The organism is Mesorhizobium sp. M0808, from assembly GCF_040320025.1.
Taxonomy (GTDB): domain Bacteria; phylum Pseudomonadota; class Alphaproteobacteria; order Rhizobiales; family Rhizobiaceae; genus Mesorhizobium.
Genome location: NZ_JAMYOX010000021.1, coordinates 43,389 through 57,178, shown reverse-complemented (window position 1 = coordinate 57,178; position 13,790 = coordinate 43,389). Strand labels below are relative to the sequence as shown.

The 13,790-nt window shown below is 62.6% G+C and carries 13 protein-coding genes; 6 read left to right on the top strand and 7 right to left on the bottom strand.

The genetic code is table 11. From position 1 onward, the window contains the following. The first annotated feature begins 13 nt into the window (after positions 1–13). Genes NKI25_RS22285 through NKI25_RS22275 form a run of 3 tightly spaced genes read left to right on the top strand, consistent with a single transcriptional unit; the run spans position 14 to position 3,751 of the window. Positions 14–658 (top strand): FMN-dependent NADH-azoreductase, encoded by a 645-nt coding sequence (locus NKI25_RS22285; RefSeq protein WP_352638243.1) that lies wholly within the window; start codon positions 14–16, stop codon positions 656–658. 19 nt (positions 659–677) lie between these two features. Then, positions 678–1,178 (top strand): hypothetical protein, encoded by a 501-nt coding sequence (locus tag NKI25_RS22280; protein ID WP_352999381.1) that lies wholly within the window; start codon positions 678–680, stop codon positions 1,176–1,178. Beyond that, positions 1,175–3,751, top strand: coding sequence for a polynucleotide kinase-phosphatase (locus NKI25_RS22275; protein WP_352683768.1), 2,577 nt, complete (start codon positions 1,175–1,177; stop codon positions 3,749–3,751). The genes NKI25_RS22280 and NKI25_RS22275 overlap by 4 nt, the downstream gene beginning before the upstream one ends. A gap of 8 nt (positions 3,752–3,759) precedes the next feature. On the opposite strand, the gene NKI25_RS22270 is transcribed toward NKI25_RS22275, so the two are convergent. Together NKI25_RS22270 and NKI25_RS22265 are read right to left on the bottom strand one after the other, a co-directional pair. Then, the gene (locus NKI25_RS22270) at positions 3,760–4,050 is read right to left on the bottom strand and encodes an HlyU family transcriptional regulator (protein ID WP_023678291.1); all 291 of its coding nucleotides are present in this window, start codon (positions 4,048–4,050) and stop codon (positions 3,760–3,762) included. A gap of 113 nt (positions 4,051–4,163) precedes the next feature. Further along, complete coding sequence (locus tag NKI25_RS22265; RefSeq protein ID WP_352683770.1) at positions 4,164–4,844, bottom strand: PadR family transcriptional regulator; 681 nt, start codon at positions 4,842–4,844, stop codon at positions 4,164–4,166. Positions 4,845–5,114: 270 nt separating this feature from the next. On the opposite strand from NKI25_RS22265, the gene NKI25_RS22260 reads away from it, so the two are divergent. Further along, positions 5,115–5,372 carry a DUF2798 domain-containing protein gene (locus tag NKI25_RS22260; protein WP_352683771.1) on the top strand — a complete coding sequence of 86 codons (258 nt, stop codon included), beginning with the start codon at positions 5,115–5,117 and terminating at the stop codon, positions 5,370–5,372. Here NKI25_RS22260 and NKI25_RS22255 read toward each other — a convergent pair. The 5 genes from NKI25_RS22255 to NKI25_RS22235 form a co-directional block, all read right to left on the bottom strand. Then, positions 5,338–5,697, bottom strand: coding sequence for a DCC1-like thiol-disulfide oxidoreductase family protein (locus NKI25_RS22255; protein WP_352999378.1), 360 nt, complete (start codon positions 5,695–5,697; stop codon positions 5,338–5,340). The two genes, NKI25_RS22260 and NKI25_RS22255, sit on opposite strands and share 35 nt — an antisense overlap. Before the next feature lie 210 nt (positions 5,698–5,907). Beyond that, positions 5,908–6,201, bottom strand: a complete 294-nt coding sequence (locus tag NKI25_RS22250; protein WP_352450720.1) for a GYD domain-containing protein — start codon at positions 6,199–6,201, stop codon at positions 5,908–5,910. 207 nt (positions 6,202–6,408) lie between these two features. Then, positions 6,409–8,430 (bottom strand): RNA polymerase sigma factor RpoD, encoded by a 2,022-nt coding sequence (gene rpoD, locus NKI25_RS22245; protein ID WP_023678297.1) that lies wholly within the window; start codon positions 8,428–8,430, stop codon positions 6,409–6,411. Between the two features lie 374 nt (positions 8,431–8,804). Then, entirely contained in the window at positions 8,805–10,766 is a 1,962-nt protein-coding gene (gene dnaG / locus NKI25_RS22240) for a DNA primase (protein ID WP_352683776.1), read from the bottom strand. A 156-nt stretch (positions 10,767–10,922) separates the two neighbouring features. Continuing rightward, a complete protein-coding gene (locus NKI25_RS22235; protein ID WP_352450718.1) occupies positions 10,923–11,294 on the bottom strand; it encodes an RcnB family protein in 372 nt (123 codons plus the stop codon). A 378-nt stretch (positions 11,295–11,672) separates the two neighbouring features. On the opposite strand from NKI25_RS22235, the gene NKI25_RS22230 reads away from it, so the two are divergent. Both NKI25_RS22230 and NKI25_RS22225 read left to right on the top strand, forming a co-directional pair. Next, positions 11,673–13,337, top strand: a complete 1,665-nt coding sequence (locus NKI25_RS22230; RefSeq protein WP_023678300.1) for a Na/Pi cotransporter family protein — start codon at positions 11,673–11,675, stop codon at positions 13,335–13,337. A gap of 132 nt (positions 13,338–13,469) precedes the next feature. After that, positions 13,470–13,679: a DUF2061 domain-containing protein gene (locus NKI25_RS22225; protein ID WP_023678301.1), complete on the top strand. Its 210-nt coding sequence runs from the start codon at positions 13,470–13,472 to the stop codon at positions 13,677–13,679. Positions 13,680–13,790: the final 111 nt, after the last annotated feature.

The window sequence follows — 13,790 nt, the reverse complement described above, 5'->3', positions numbered from 1 at the left end:
TGGAGACCCCATTATGTCCATCCTTCTTGTCACATCGAGCCCGCGCGGCGCTGCCTCGCATTCGACCCGAATTGCTACTGAATTCGCTGAAAAGCTTGTTGCCGCCGATCCGTCGAACATCCTTGTCGTGCGCGACCTCGTCGCCAATCCGTTGCCGCACATCGATGCCGATTATGCGACCGGCATCTACACGCCGGCCGAAGCGCGCACCTCGCGCCAGGCTGAAGTCGTTGGCGTCTCCGATGTCGTGCTGGATGAACTGTTCGCCGCCGATTCGGTGATTCTCGCCACCGGCTTCATCAACTTCAACATCTCCTCGACGCTGAAGTCCTGGGTCGATCACATTGCCCGTTCCGGCAAGAGCTTTGCCTATGGCGAGAACGGTCCCAAGGGCCTCGTCACCGGCAAGAAGGTCTATATCGTGCTGGCTTCGGGCGGCATCTATTCCGAAGGTGCGGCCGTGCAGTTCGATCACGCCGTTCCCTACCTGCGCAGCGTGCTTGGCTTCCTCGGCATGACCGATGTCGAGGTCATCCGCATCGAAGGAGTCGGCATGGGCGCCGATGCGGTGGCAGCAGCGCTGGCCAAGGCCTCGACCAAGGTCGACGCGATTGTGGCCGCGACCGGCAATGCCGAGCGCGTCGCCACCGCGGCGTAAAGCGTCAGCATCGTCTGAATTGTACAAGGGCAGGCGCCCGGCGCCTGCCCTTGTTTTTTTCGGTCTGGATCCGGCGGCGCGCGAACTGGAATGGGCCGCAAAGCGTCTCAAGCTGAACGAATTAGGCGGGCCGCCCGAGGGCCGGGTCACGCTGCTGCATGGATCGCTGACGTACCGGGACAGCCGTTGGGCCGCAGCCGACGTCGCCGTTCTGGTCGAGGTCATCGAGCATCTCGACGAGGACAGGCTGCCCCTGGTCGAACGCATCGTTTTCGGTGAGACGGCGCCCAAATCCGTCATCGTGACCACTCCGAATGCGGACTACAACGCTCTGTTTCCAAGACTGGTCCCTGGCGCATTTCGCCATCCCGATCACCGTTTCGAATGGAGCCGGGCTCAGTTCCAAGCCTGGGCGGCCAAAATCGGCGAGATCTATGGCTATGCAGCCACCTTCAGCGGCATCGGAGCCGAGGACCCGACCCTCGGCGCCCCCACACAGATGGCGGTGTTCACCCGATGAGAGAACCCGATAAGACCAACCTCACCATTCCTGACTTCGCCCTCGTCGTGCTGATCGGCTCGACCGGATCGGGCAAGTCGACTTTCGCCACCAAGCATTTCCTGACGACCGAGATTATCTCCTCGGACCAGTGCCGGGCGCTGATCTCCGATGACGAAACCGACCAGGACGTCTCTGCGGATGCCTTCGATCTGGTTCGCGAAATAGCCGGCAAGCGGCTCAAACACCGCAGGCTGGCCGTCATCGATGCCACCAATGTGCGAGCCGCCGACCGCAAGCCTTGGATTGAGCTGGCGCGCAAGTGGCACGCTTTGCCCGTCGCCGTGGTCCTCGATCCAGGCGTCGAGGTGTGCGTCGCACGCAATGCGGTGCGAGCCGACCGGCAGTTCGGCGCCGGGGTCGCCCAGCGCATGACAACCGAGATCCGCAAGGGTCTTGGCGGCCTCCAACGCGAGGGCTTCCGCCAAGTCTGGAAGCTTACCAGCGAGGCCAGCATCGACGCGGCCGAGGTGTCGCGACAGCCGCTGTGGACAGATAAGCGCGACGACCATGGCCCGTTCGATATCATTGGCGACATCCACGGCTGTTCGGATGAGCTTCATATCCTGCTCGCTCGATTGGGCTACTGCGTCGTCTGGTCTGAGCATCAGGGCGACCGAACGGTCACCGTGGTCCCACCAGAGGGCCGCAAGATCGTCTTTGTCGGCGACCTCGTCGATCGCGGCCCCAACTCGCCCGACGTGCTCCGCATTGCCATGAGCATGGTCGCGGCTGGAACCGCATACTGTGTCCAGGGCAACCATGAACGCAAACTCAGCCGCTGGCTAGAAGGCCGCAAGGTCACGGTCGCTCACGGCCTCCAGCAGACTGTCGATCAGCTAAGTGCACAGGACCGAGGCCTGCGCGAGGCGCTGCCGGCCTTTCTCGACGCCCTGCGCAGCCATGTCTGGCTCGATGGCGGAGGCCTCGCCGTCGCCCATGCCGGCCTCAAGGAAGAGATGATCGGACGCGGTTCCGGCGCTGTGCGCGAGTTCGCTCTGTACGGCGAGACCACAGGCGAGACCGACGAGTTCGGGCTGCCCGTCCGTGCCGACTGGGCTGCGGCCTATCGTGGCAAGACGGCCATTATCTATGGACATACGCCCACGCTATCGGCCGAATGGGTCAACAACACCCTGTGCATCGACACCGGATGCGTATTCGGCGGCAAGCTGACGGCCTTGCGCTGGCCGGAACGCGAACTGGTCGAGGTGCCGGCAATCCAGACCTGGTCGGAGCCGATACGTCCGCTGGGCGGGTCCGGTCCCGGTAAATCGGCACAGGCCGACGCCGACGGCGTGCTCGATTATCAGGATGTCTCCGGTCGCCGTTGGATCGAGACCGGACTGAGGGGCCGGATTGTCGTGGCCGAGGAGAACGCGTCGGCAGCACTGGAGGTGATGAGCCGCTTCGCGCTCTCGCCGCAATGGCTGATCTATCTGCCGCCGACCATGTCGCCGTCCGAGACCAGCAGCCAGGACGGCTGGCTGGAACGTCCGGAGGATGCCTTCGCTTACTTCCGCGAGCGCGGCGTTGCGCAGATCGTGTGCGAGGAGAAGCACATGGGTTCGCGGGCAGTGATCGCGCTCTGCCGGAACGCGCAGGCGGCACGCAGCCGCTTCGGGGTCCCTGGCGACGAAACCGGCGCAATCTGGACCCGCACCGGACGCTCCTTTTTCAACGACAGTGCCATGACGGAGGGCCTGCTCGCCCGTCTCCGCGCCGAGGTCGACACGGCGGATCTGTGGAAAGAATTGAACAGCGACTGGCTGCTGCTGGACGCCGAGATAATGCCTTGGTCGGCCAAAGCCGGCAGTCTGATCGAAAGCCAGTATGCGCCTGTGGCCACATCCTCTGCCGCCGGTCTCAAGGCCAGCAGCGAGGCGCTGGCCCGTGCGATGGCGCGAGGCGTCGATGCAGCCGGCCTGAACGCACGCCTTGAAGACCGGGCCGTCCGCGCAGCCAAATACGCCACCGCCTGGGCGCCCTACGTATGGCCGGTTTCGGGCGTCGAGGACCTTAAGGCCGCGCCTTTCCACCTGCTGGCCAGCGAGGGACGTGTTTGGTTTGACCAGGACCATGTCTGGCACATGTCGCTCGCGGACCGTCTGGCCGCCCGTGGCGGCGTGGTCACGCCGACTCGATGCCGTATGGTTGATCTGGCCGACGGCAGCGCGTGTGCCGAGGCCGTCGCCTGGTGGGAAGCGCTGACTGGCGTAGGCGGCGAAGGCATGGTGGTCAAACCACGCGACTTCGTCAGCCGTGGCAAGAAGGGGCTCATCCAGCCGGCGCTGAAGGTCCGCGGCCCGGAATATTTGCGCATCATCTATGGTCCCGAATATGACGCGCCCGACAATCTCGTCCGCCTCCGAGAACGCGGCCTGGCCGGCAAGCGCAGCCTGGCGCTCAGAGAGTTCGCGCTTGGCCACGAAGCGCTAACGCGATTTGTCGCCAAGCAGCCGCTACGCCGGGTTCACGAGTGTGTCTTCGCCGTGCTGGCGTTGGAAAGCGAGCCAATCGACCCAAGGCTGTAGTAGCCGATCTATCCGAAGATCTTCTCGCCTTGCTCGTCGACCAGCTGGATGCCCTTTTTGATCGAGATGTCGACAGCGTCATCAAGCCCGGCAAAGCGGTCGGCGCGGATGAATTTGTGCTCCTTCATCACGCCGTCGATCTCCTTCGAAACCACGCCGCAGGTCTGGTACTGGCCCTCCGCCTTGTAGGGCGTGGCGCTGATCAAAAATCCCTTGTGCTCGATCTGCTTTGCCGGCGCCGCTGTCTTTGGCTCGGCGGCTTCGTTGCCTCCGCCGAAAAGACGCTTCAGAAAAGACATGGGGTATCCTCCAACGGCAATCATCCTGCACTACATAGCGCGGTGCAGGATGATTTTCAGTACCGGTCCTTGGCCGAGCGGGCAAGGGCCGCAGCTGGCTTGGCAGCCAGAGATCAGTCGCGCGACAACGCTTCCAAGGCCTCTGCGGCAGCTTCCAATATGCTGATTGCCTCGGCCTGCTTTGCTTCAGGCGCATCGACGATCTCGCCGAGCGCGGCGCGCAGCCGGTGGCGCACGGCGCGAAACTCGTCGCGCTTTTCCGAGCGGCCGCGGCCGCGCCGGCCACCGTCGCCGTCATCGTTCCAGCCGAACCAGTCGCGCGCCTTCGCCATCTTGCGGCCGAAGCGCTCGAGATGTTCGAGCACGTGGTCGATCATCTCGCGATTTTCGTTGAGGTGCGCCTGCCCAGCCTCGGTGATTGAAAACACCTTCTTGTTGCCTTCCGCCGCAGAAACGGCGTAGCCGGCCTCTTCCAGGAAGGTCAGCGTCGGGTAGACCACGCCGGGGCTCGGGCTGTAGAAGCCGCTGGTGCGCTCCTCCAGCGCCTTGATGATGTCGTAGCCGTGCCGCGGCGCCTCGGCCAGCAGCGACAGCGTGATCAGCTTGAGGTCGCCGTCGGCCAGCATGCGCCCGGCGCGGAACATGTCGCCCGGCCCGCCGCGTCCGCCGCCTCTCATGCCATGCCCGAACGGGCCGAAGCCGCCGCGTCCGCCGAATTTGCCGGCCATATGCATGAAAACACGCTCGGCATGTTCGCCAAAACGATGACGCCCGAAATGATTGTCTTTGTGCATTGTCTGCTCCTTGAGTTATGTCTTACGATATATCTCACCTAAGTGCCCGCCACGGTTGAGTCAAGATATATCTTACGATGTATCTGAAAATGGCACCAGCAGGATTGATTTCGCCAGCGAGGGCAGCTAGAGGGTGCATGAGGGCCGAAGGCCGCTCCGTAAGCGTCTGACGTGAAGCAACGCATCCACCCCGGTCGTTCCGGGCAGTTACGCCGACAATACCGGCGAATGGATGCAAGGCGACGAACCGGATGCTTCAGGGAAATCCAAATGACCATGAAAACCCCGCGCAGCAAGCTGCCTGCGCGCTATGCCGCCGTGCTCGGCCCGCTGGTGCTGTCGTTGCTGATGACGTTCATCGTGTCGTTCATCTCGACACTGAAAAGCCTTGGCTTCCAGCCTGACATGCTGGCCACCTGGCTGACGGCTTGGGGCCTGTCCTGGCTGGTGGCCTTTCCGACGCTGCTGCTGGTGCTGCCGGCGGTGCGCTGCATCATTGGCTGGCTTTGCGAGCCCGTGGCTCGATAGCAGGGCACGCGAAAGGCCTGGAAACAATCTCCCGCCCGGCGAAGGCTGGCTCGCAACGCTGTTCGGCAGCCGATGTTGCCATTGCTGTATGGCGGACGACGCCGGCCAGCAATTTGCCGTCGGCGTCGATCGCATGCAGCCGGCGCCGGATGTCCTCCAGCCCGATGCCGTATCCGGCCAGCGCCGCCGGTTCGGCATTGATGTCGCGAAATTCGATCCGGCCGGCCTTGACCGCCTCGATCAGCCGCCGCTTCTGCCGGCTGATACCGGCATCACAGACCGGACAGCGCGTATTATACCAGACGGTCAGCAGAGGCTTGCTCATGTTTCGAAACGGCACCAGAGGACACGCACGGATTATCCGAGAAATGCCGTTGCGCCGCAACGTGACACGATACCGGCGGAATGGCCGGTTTCGCTGATCCAGGTCGCCCAAAGGGTACGCAGCGGTTTTGCGATAACGACATGCATAAAAAGAAGAGCTTAAAGCGCGTCGCAAAGGCCGTTCAGCGCGACGCGCTTCAGGCGCCGCGGCTCAGCCGAGCGAGGTGATGATCTCGCGATAGGCATCCTCCGGGAAAGCCTTGAGCGTCCGAGTCCTGACGTTGCCAGCCGTCGCCAGCATTAACGAGAAACGAGCCAGGACGGCATCGTCGGGCGCTTCGAGCACGGCCACCATGTCGCAATCCCCCATGGTGAGATAAAATGCCTTGAAGGACCCGCCCATGTCTCCCAACAGCTTCTTGGCGGCATCGAGCCGTTTCGGCGACTCGCGCACGTTTTTGGCGCCTTGCTCCGTCCAGTTGATCAGCACGATGTAAGTTGTCATGGCACACCTCCCTCCGGTGCCACGGAGCACGGCGTCCAACCGCCGGGGCGGGCATCCGGGTTTGTCGCCCAGAGAATGCGTCCGTCGCGGAATTATCCTCTCATAGGGCACGACCCGCAAGAGCGGCGCGTTCAATCGTGATCGCCTGTGCCCAAACGGAAAAGGGCGCCACCGGCGCCCTTGAAACTGCTCATCCGTCACCCGGCCTCAGCTGTCGAGGAAGCTTCTGAGCTTGCGCGACCGGCTCGGGTGCTTGAGCTTGCGCAGCGCCTTGGCTTCGATTTGGCGGATACGCTCGCGGGTGACCGAGAATTGCTGGCCGACCTCTTCAAGCGTGTGGTCGGTGTTCATGCCGATACCGAAGCGCATTCTGAGCACGCGCTCTTCGCGCGGCGTCAGCGAGGCCAATACGCGCGTCGTCGTCTCGCGCAAATTGGCCTGGATCGCTGCGTCGATCGGCAGGATCGCCATCTTGTCCTCGATGAAGTCGCCCAGATGCGAATCCTCCTCGTCGCCGACCGGCGTTTCGAGCGAGATCGGCTCCTTGGCGATCTTCAGCACCTTGCGCACTTTTTCCAGCGGCATGGCGAGCTTTTCCGCCAGTTCTTCCGGCGTCGGCTCGCGGCCGATCTCATGCAGCATCTGGCGCGAGGTGCGCACGATCTTGTTGATCGTTTCGATCATGTGCACCGGAATGCGGATGGTGCGCGCCTGGTCGGCGATCGAACGGGTGATCGCCTGCCGGATCCACCACGTCGCGTACGTCGAGAACTTGTAGCCGCGGCGGTATTCGAATTTGTCGACCGCCTTCATCAGGCCGATATTGCCTTCCTGGATCAGGTCGAGGAACTGCAGGCCGCGATTGGTGTATTTCTTGGCGATGGAGATGACGAGGCGCAGATTGGCCTCGACCATTTCCTTCTTGGCGATCGCGGCTTCGCGCTCGCCCTTCTGCACCTGGTTGACGATCTTGCGGAATTCCTGGATCGAAATCGCCGTCTCGGTGGCGAGGTTCTGGATTTCGGCGCGCAGGTCGCGGATGGCGTCCTTCTCGTTCTTGGTGAATTCCTTCCAGCCGCGCGAGGTCAGATTGCCGATCGAGCGCGTCCAGTTGGGATCGAGCTCCGAGCCCTGATATTCCTTGAGGAACTCCTCGCGGCGCACGCCATAGCTTTCGGCCAGCCTGAGCAGCTTGCCTTCGTTCTGCACCAGTCGCTTGTTGATGTCGTAGAGCTGCTCGACCAGCGCCTCGATGCGCGCCGTGTTCAAGGACAGCGACTTCACCGCCTTGATCAGCTGGTCCTTCAATTCCTTCAGCCGGCGGTCCTGGCTGGGCGACAGCGTGCCCGCGGCAGCCAGCCGGTTCTCGACCTGCTGGTCCTGCAGCTTGCGCAGTTTCTTGTAGGTGTCGGCAATGACGTCGAGCGTCTCCATCACCTGCGGGCGCAGTTCCGCTTCCATCGCCGCCAGCGACAGGCTCGCCTCGTCATCGTCTTCCTCGTCGTCGTCCACCAGGCCACGGGTGTCGCCGCCGACATTGGTGATGTCGTCCTCGTCCTCGCGCGAACGGCGCGACTTTTCCTCGGTCTTGGCTTCCTCGATACGCTCGACAACCGGCGCCTGCTTGGCCTCCGGCCCGGCATAGGTCGCCTCGAGGTCGATGATCTCGCGCAGCAGGATCTTCGATTCGTTGAGCTCGTCACGCCAGATGATGATGGCCTGGAAAGTCAGCGGGCTTTCGCACAGGCCCGCGATCATCGTCTCGCGGCCGGCCTCGATGCGCTTGGCGATCGCGATTTCGCCCTCGCGCGACAGAAGCTCGACTGAGCCCATCTCGCGCAGATACATGCGGACCGGATCGTCGGTTCGGTCGGTCGGCTCTTTCTTGGTCGTGGTGGCGGCGACGGCAGTGCCGGTCTGCTCGGCCAGCTCGTTGGCGTCTTCCTCGGCGTCAGCGGCGGTATCGGCGGCTTCGGGCTCCTCGCCCTGCTCGTCGTCCTCGACCACGTTGATGCCCATGTCGGAAAGCATGGCCATCGTGTCCTCGATCTGCTCGGAGGTCACTTCCTCCGAGGGCAGCACCGAATTCAGCTCGTCCATGGTGACATAACCGCGCTTCTTGGCGGCCTTGATCATCTTCTTGACAGCATCGTCGGAAAGGTCGAGCAGAGGGCCATCGGTCGCGGCCTCGCGTTCGGTCTCGACTTCTTCCTTTTCTTTTGTCGCCATAGTCTTTATTTTCTCCAAGCGGCTGAGTATCAAAGCCGCGTAAGCTGCCGGTCCGGTCAAATTGGATGCGCTCCTTCCAGAACGCGCTTTACCGGGCCAGTAACTGCATCTCTCGTTAAGTCCAGATTAACCCTGATATCTGTGGCAAGCTGACTGCCTGTCCAGTGATCAGTACCTTACATCGCTGCATTCCCGTCGATGCCGGGGCGGGTTAACGTTTCGAATCGACCTGATTCCGCCATTCTGGCGGAAGGTCAAGCGCCTCTCGCATGATTCGCATGAAAAAAGCGAATCAATTACCCGACTTAGAGCACTGCACGCTTGATTCAACGCGCAAGCACGTCCTTACATTTCAGTCTTCTGGAGGCTTCGATCTAAACGCGCCCAGCTCTGCCCGACGATACGCCAAACCCTTCGATCAGCGCTTCCGTTGCCTGCACATCACGAAATTGCGCCTGGATTTCGACCAGGTGCCGGTAATTTTCGTCCGTGGGATCGCTGGCGAGCGCTGCTTCCGCCTGCTTCAGTTCCTTATGTAAGGTGCGCGCGCTGCGCTGCAAGTGGAGAGCTTGGCTGAACGCATCGCGAGCATCGTCGAGTGCTGCTGTTTCCAGCGCCGGCCATTGCCGCGCACGTTTGATCAGCGCCACCGCGCGCTGCCAGATCTCACCGCAGCCGGCCCGCTCGATCGTCGCGATTACAGCCTCGCGGTTGTTGGCCATATCGTGCGCCATGGCGTCGAGGATGGCCGCATGCAGCCGCTTCAGATCGGAATTGGCGAGATCGAGGAACTCGACATGGGCGAAATTCTCGTCGATCAGCACGGGATGGTTGACGAGGGCCGCAATGATCGTCGCCTCGCGCACCGACATGCCCTCGCCGCCGCGTTTGACCAGCGCCGAGCGGCCGAGGCTTTCGGTGATCGCGGTGCGCCCACCGGCACCGCCGCCACGTGCAAACTGTCCGCCGGGTGCTGAGACCCTGCCCGGGAAGCGCTCACCGGGCCGTCCGTCCTGACGTCGCTGGCGTCCGCGCTGGGCACCGAAGAAGCTCTGCACGCGCTCGCGCATTTCCTGTTGGTAGTGATAGCGAAGGCTCTCGTCGCGGATGCGGCTGGTCAGTTCGCGTAGCGTCTTTTCGAGCTCCGCCCGCCGTTCCGGCGTGTCGAAGATGCCGCCGGCGGTCTCGCGCATCCACAAGAGGTCGGCCAGCGGCCGTGCCTCAGAAAGCACGGCGCGGAACGCATCCGGCCCGTCACCCTTGACCAGATCGTCGGGATCCTTGCCCTCCGGCAGCAGGGCGAAGCGCACGGAGCGGCCTGCCTGGACCGCCGGCAGCGCCATGTCGGCGGCGCGCCACGCTGCCTTCAACCCGGCCTGGTCGCCGTCGAAGCACAGCACCGGCTCGCCAGCCATGCGCCATAGAAGTTCGAGCTGGTTTTCAGTCAACGCGGTGCCGAGCGGCGCCACCACGTTTTCGAAGCCGGCCTGCGCCAGCGCGATCACATCCATGTAGCCTTCGACGGCAATGACGGTGCCGCTCTTGGCCAGCGCCCCCTTTCCCAGCACTTGGCGCGCACGGGCGAAATTGTAGAGCACGTTGCCCTTGTGGAAGAGCTCCGTATCGGGCGAGTTCATATATTTGGCCAGCGCATCCGGCGCCAGTGCCCGCCCGCCGAAGGCGATGATCTTGCCCCTGGAATCCGGGATCGGGAACATGATGCGGTCGCGGAACCAATCGTAGGAAACCGGGACGTCGTCGCCATGGCGCACCAGCCCGCACGCCTCGATGTCGGCCTTGGGGACACCCCTGGCGGCAAGATGCTCCTTCAGCGCATTGCGGCCGTCGGGGGCATAGCCGAGGCGGAAAGACTGCTGCGTCGCCGGTGTCAGCCCTCGGTCGCGCAGATAGGCGCGGGCCTTTGCCCCTTCCGGTCCCTGCAGCCGTTCCTGGAAGAACGCCGTCGCCATCTCCATGACGTCAGTCAGGCTGGCGCGTTCCTTTTCGCGCCGCTCCTCCTGGGCATCGCGAACCGGCATCGGCACGCCGGCCATGTCGGCGATCTTCTCGACCGCTTCAGGAAAGCTCATCCCGTCAAGTTCGGTCAGGAACTTGAAATGGTCGCCCGAAACCGAGCAGCCGAAGCAATGGTAGCGGCCCTTCTTGTCCTCGCAGTGGAAGGACGGGCTCTTCTCGCCATGGAAGGGACAGCACGCCCAATAGTCGCCGCGCGGCGCGTTAGTCTTCTTCCTGTCCCACGCGACGCGCTGGCCGATCACCGAAGAAATCGGCACGCGGTCGCGGATCTCGTCGAGGAAAGCAGGCGGAAAGCGCATGGGGGACAGCTCGTTTGGCCTCCATATAATCACACGGTCGAAGCCCGACGACTCCTAATGGCGATCATACCCGGTTTTCACAGGCCAAAAAGAGAAGGCGGCCCGCGGGCCGCCTTCTCGATCTAAACCGACGCAGCGCGGTCAGCCGTTCCGGGCTCACTGCGCGGCGATGGCGCCGAAGATCAGGCCGGAGAGAACGCTGACCAGCAGATAGTCGTTGCCGACCCGGATCCATTCCTGCCCGGGACCCGGACGGCGCAGGCCATAGTGGCGATAGTCGCGGATCGGCTGGTGACGCTTCCAGCTGGAATATCTCTGGCCGTTGCGCCAATGGCTGCGCTTCACGACGATCTTTTTCTTCACTACGACGCGCTTGTTCACGTCGACATGCCTGCCGGGCCTTTGCCAGTCGACCTGGCTGTAGTTCGACTGCGACGCGTTTGGTGTGTTCAGAGGTGCAGTCTGGCCCTGCCAGGTGGTTGCAGCCAGCATCGAGAAGGCAATGGCGGAAAGAACGATACGTTTCATGGCGGGTACTCCTTGGTTGTCGATGCCTACGGAATAGAGCCGGGAGGATGAACCGAAACTGAACACCGAGATTACGTTTTCGTAATGATTTCCTACATTTAGAACGACTAATTCAGCGTTACCTTTAAAGCGGGCGTCCGAGAATGGACGCATGACCCGCCGCAACTCCGCAGTCTATGCAACCATTTTGTCGGCCATCCATTTCCGACACGCTCCGTCGCGTGCCAACAGGCGTCGGAACCGGGCAAAATTTATTATTCGGCTAAAATAAATCGGAGTAATATCAACCTCTGCAATGTCCACGATTCGCGCCCACTTTTGCACCCTTGACGTCACGGCGCCCGCGTCGCTGGTATCTGTTGGGTTGCGGGGTCGGGCATGAGTGGCTCTGTCGTTTTGCTGCACCTTGCCGGTGCGGTCGCATTGATGCTGTTTGCCACCCGTTTGGTGAAGACCGGCGTCGAGCGCGCCTATGGCGATGTGCTGCGCCACAAACTGCGCGCGACAATGCGCAATCCGTTCATGGCGGTTCTGGCCGGCTGCGGCCTGGCTGTCGCGCTGCAAAGCTCGACCGCCGTCACCTTGCTGGTCGGCTCATTCGCCGGCTCCGGTATTGTCAGCGGCATGTCGGGCCAGCTTGCGGTGCGCGGCGCCGAGATCGGCTCGGCACTGGTGGTCAAGCTGCTCACCTTCGATCTGTCGCTGCTGGTGCCGATCTGCCTGGTCGCCGGCACTGTCATGTTCATGGCCACCGAGCGGCGCGACTGGCGCCAGTTCGGCCGCATCCTGGTCGGCATCGGCCTGCTGCTTCTGTCGCTGGAGATGATCGGCCAGGCGTCGGAGCCACTGCGCCAGAGCACGCTGATGCCGCTCATCGTCGATTACTTCTCCGGCGATCCGGTCACCGCCTATCTTCTGGCGGCGTTGGTCACCTGGCTGTTCCATTCCTCGATCGCCGCGGTGCTGCTGATGGTGACGCTGGCCGGCCGCGGCTTCATCCCGCCCGAACTCGGCATCGTGCTGGTGCTCGGTGTCAATCTCGGCTCTTCGATCATCGCGCCGCTTCTAACCCGCAACGCAGAACCCGGCGTTCGTATCGTGCCGATCGGCAATCTCCTGATGCGCGGCATGGGTTCGCTGATCATGCTGATCCTGTTCCTGACGTTCAAGCCGCCGGTCGCCTTCTTGGGCAGCACGGTGCCCGAGCAGATCGTCAATGCCCACATTGTCTTCAACATCCTGATCCTGATCGCCGGCCTACCGCTGGCGAGCCTGGTCTATCGCGCCTCGGAAAGGATCGTGGCGTTGGGCACCAAGCCCCAGGAAGCTAACGCGCTCGACGTCGTCGAGCTTTCGGCGCTCAACGAAAGTGCGCTCGACGTGCCGAGCCAGGCATTGGCCAACGCCACCCGCGAGGTGGTGCGGGTCTGCGAAACGGTCGAGATCATGCTGAAACGGATCATCGAGCTCTATGAGAGCGCCGATGCCGACAAGATCGGCGCGTTGGCCGCACTCGACGACCGTGTCGACAGGAAGCACGCTGCGATCAAGCTCTATCTGGCCAAGGTCACCAAGAACCCGTTGAGCGAGGACGAGGCGCTGCGTTGCCAGGAGCTGATCGGCGCCTGCGTCAAGCTGGAGCAGGTCGGCGACATCATCGTGCGCAACATGCTGGTCCACGTGAAGAAGAAATTCGAGCGCGGGCTGGAGTTCACGCCGGAAGGCTGGCGTGAGCTTTGCGCCTTCCATGGCTTGGTGCTTGCCAATGCCAGGCTTGCCTTCAACGTGCTGGTATCCCGCGATCCGGAGACCGCTCGCCAGTTGGTGCTGGAAAAGGACCGGCTGCGCGACCGCGAGAAGGAAACCAGCCAGAGCCATTTCGTGCGGCTGCGCGACGGCACCCCCAAGAGCGTCGAGACCAGCTCCATTCATCTAGACACCATTCGCGACCTCAAGCAGATCAACTCGCTGCTCGCCTCGATGGCCTATCCCGTGCTTGAGGAGCGCGGCCTGCTCACCGGTTCGCGGCTGAAGGCTGGATAGATTGCGTCCACAGGCCGGGTAGCTTCAGAACATCGCCTATGAAAATTGCTGTGGGCCAATGCGCAAAAATTATCTTTGCGCCACCTCCTGTCTGTCGGCTAAAGATCGCCGCATCTACCGCAAGGAAAGTCGATGGACACCCATTCTCGCAGCTTCGCCAAAGCGCTTTCCTGGCGCGTCACCGGCACCATCGACACGATGATCATTTCGCTCGTCGTGACCGGAAGCATCAAGCTCGCCGCGGCCATCGGCCTGACCGAGGTCGTCACCAAGTCGCTGCTCTACTATCTTCACGAGCGAGCGTGGCTGAAAATTCCTTATGGAAGGAAGGCAGCCGCCTAGCTCTTGCCTCCGCGGCGGGCGCCTGACCGGCGATCAAGAAAAGCTAAAGCGGCGTCGACAATTTCTGGATTGCCCGCTGCCCTCATCCGTGGTTTGAGGCCACCTTATCCG

Coding starts and splice junctions, on each gene's coding strand:
- NKI25_RS22235 (WP_352450718.1), bottom strand. CDS start 11,294: ATGAAACGTATCGTTCTTTCCGCCATTGCCTTCTCGATGCTGGCTGCA.
- NKI25_RS22275 (WP_352683768.1), top strand. CDS start 1,175: ATGAGAGAACCCGATAAGACCAACCTCACCATTCCTGACTTCGCCCTC.
- dnaG (WP_352683776.1), bottom strand. CDS start 10,766: ATGCGCTTTCCGCCTGCTTTCCTCGACGAGATCCGCGACCGCGTGCCG.
- NKI25_RS22270 (WP_023678291.1), bottom strand. CDS start 4,050: ATGTCTTTTCTGAAGCGTCTTTTCGGCGGAGGCAACGAAGCCGCCGAG.
- NKI25_RS22225 (WP_023678301.1), top strand. CDS start 13,470: ATGGACACCCATTCTCGCAGCTTCGCCAAAGCGCTTTCCTGGCGCGTC.
- NKI25_RS22260 (WP_352683771.1), top strand. CDS start 5,115: ATGACCATGAAAACCCCGCGCAGCAAGCTGCCTGCGCGCTATGCCGCC.
- NKI25_RS22265 (WP_352683770.1), bottom strand. CDS start 4,844: ATGCACAAAGACAATCATTTCGGGCGTCATCGTTTTGGCGAACATGCC.
- NKI25_RS22285 (WP_352638243.1), top strand. CDS start 14: ATGTCCATCCTTCTTGTCACATCGAGCCCGCGCGGCGCTGCCTCGCAT.
- NKI25_RS22250 (WP_352450720.1), bottom strand. CDS start 6,201: ATGACAACTTACATCGTGCTGATCAACTGGACGGAGCAAGGCGCCAAA.
- NKI25_RS22255 (WP_352999378.1), bottom strand. CDS start 5,697: ATGAGCAAGCCTCTGCTGACCGTCTGGTATAATACGCGCTGTCCGGTC.
- rpoD (WP_023678297.1), bottom strand. CDS start 8,430: ATGGCGACAAAAGAAAAGGAAGAAGTCGAGACCGAACGCGAGGCCGCG.
- NKI25_RS22230 (WP_023678300.1), top strand. CDS start 11,673: ATGAGTGGCTCTGTCGTTTTGCTGCACCTTGCCGGTGCGGTCGCATTG.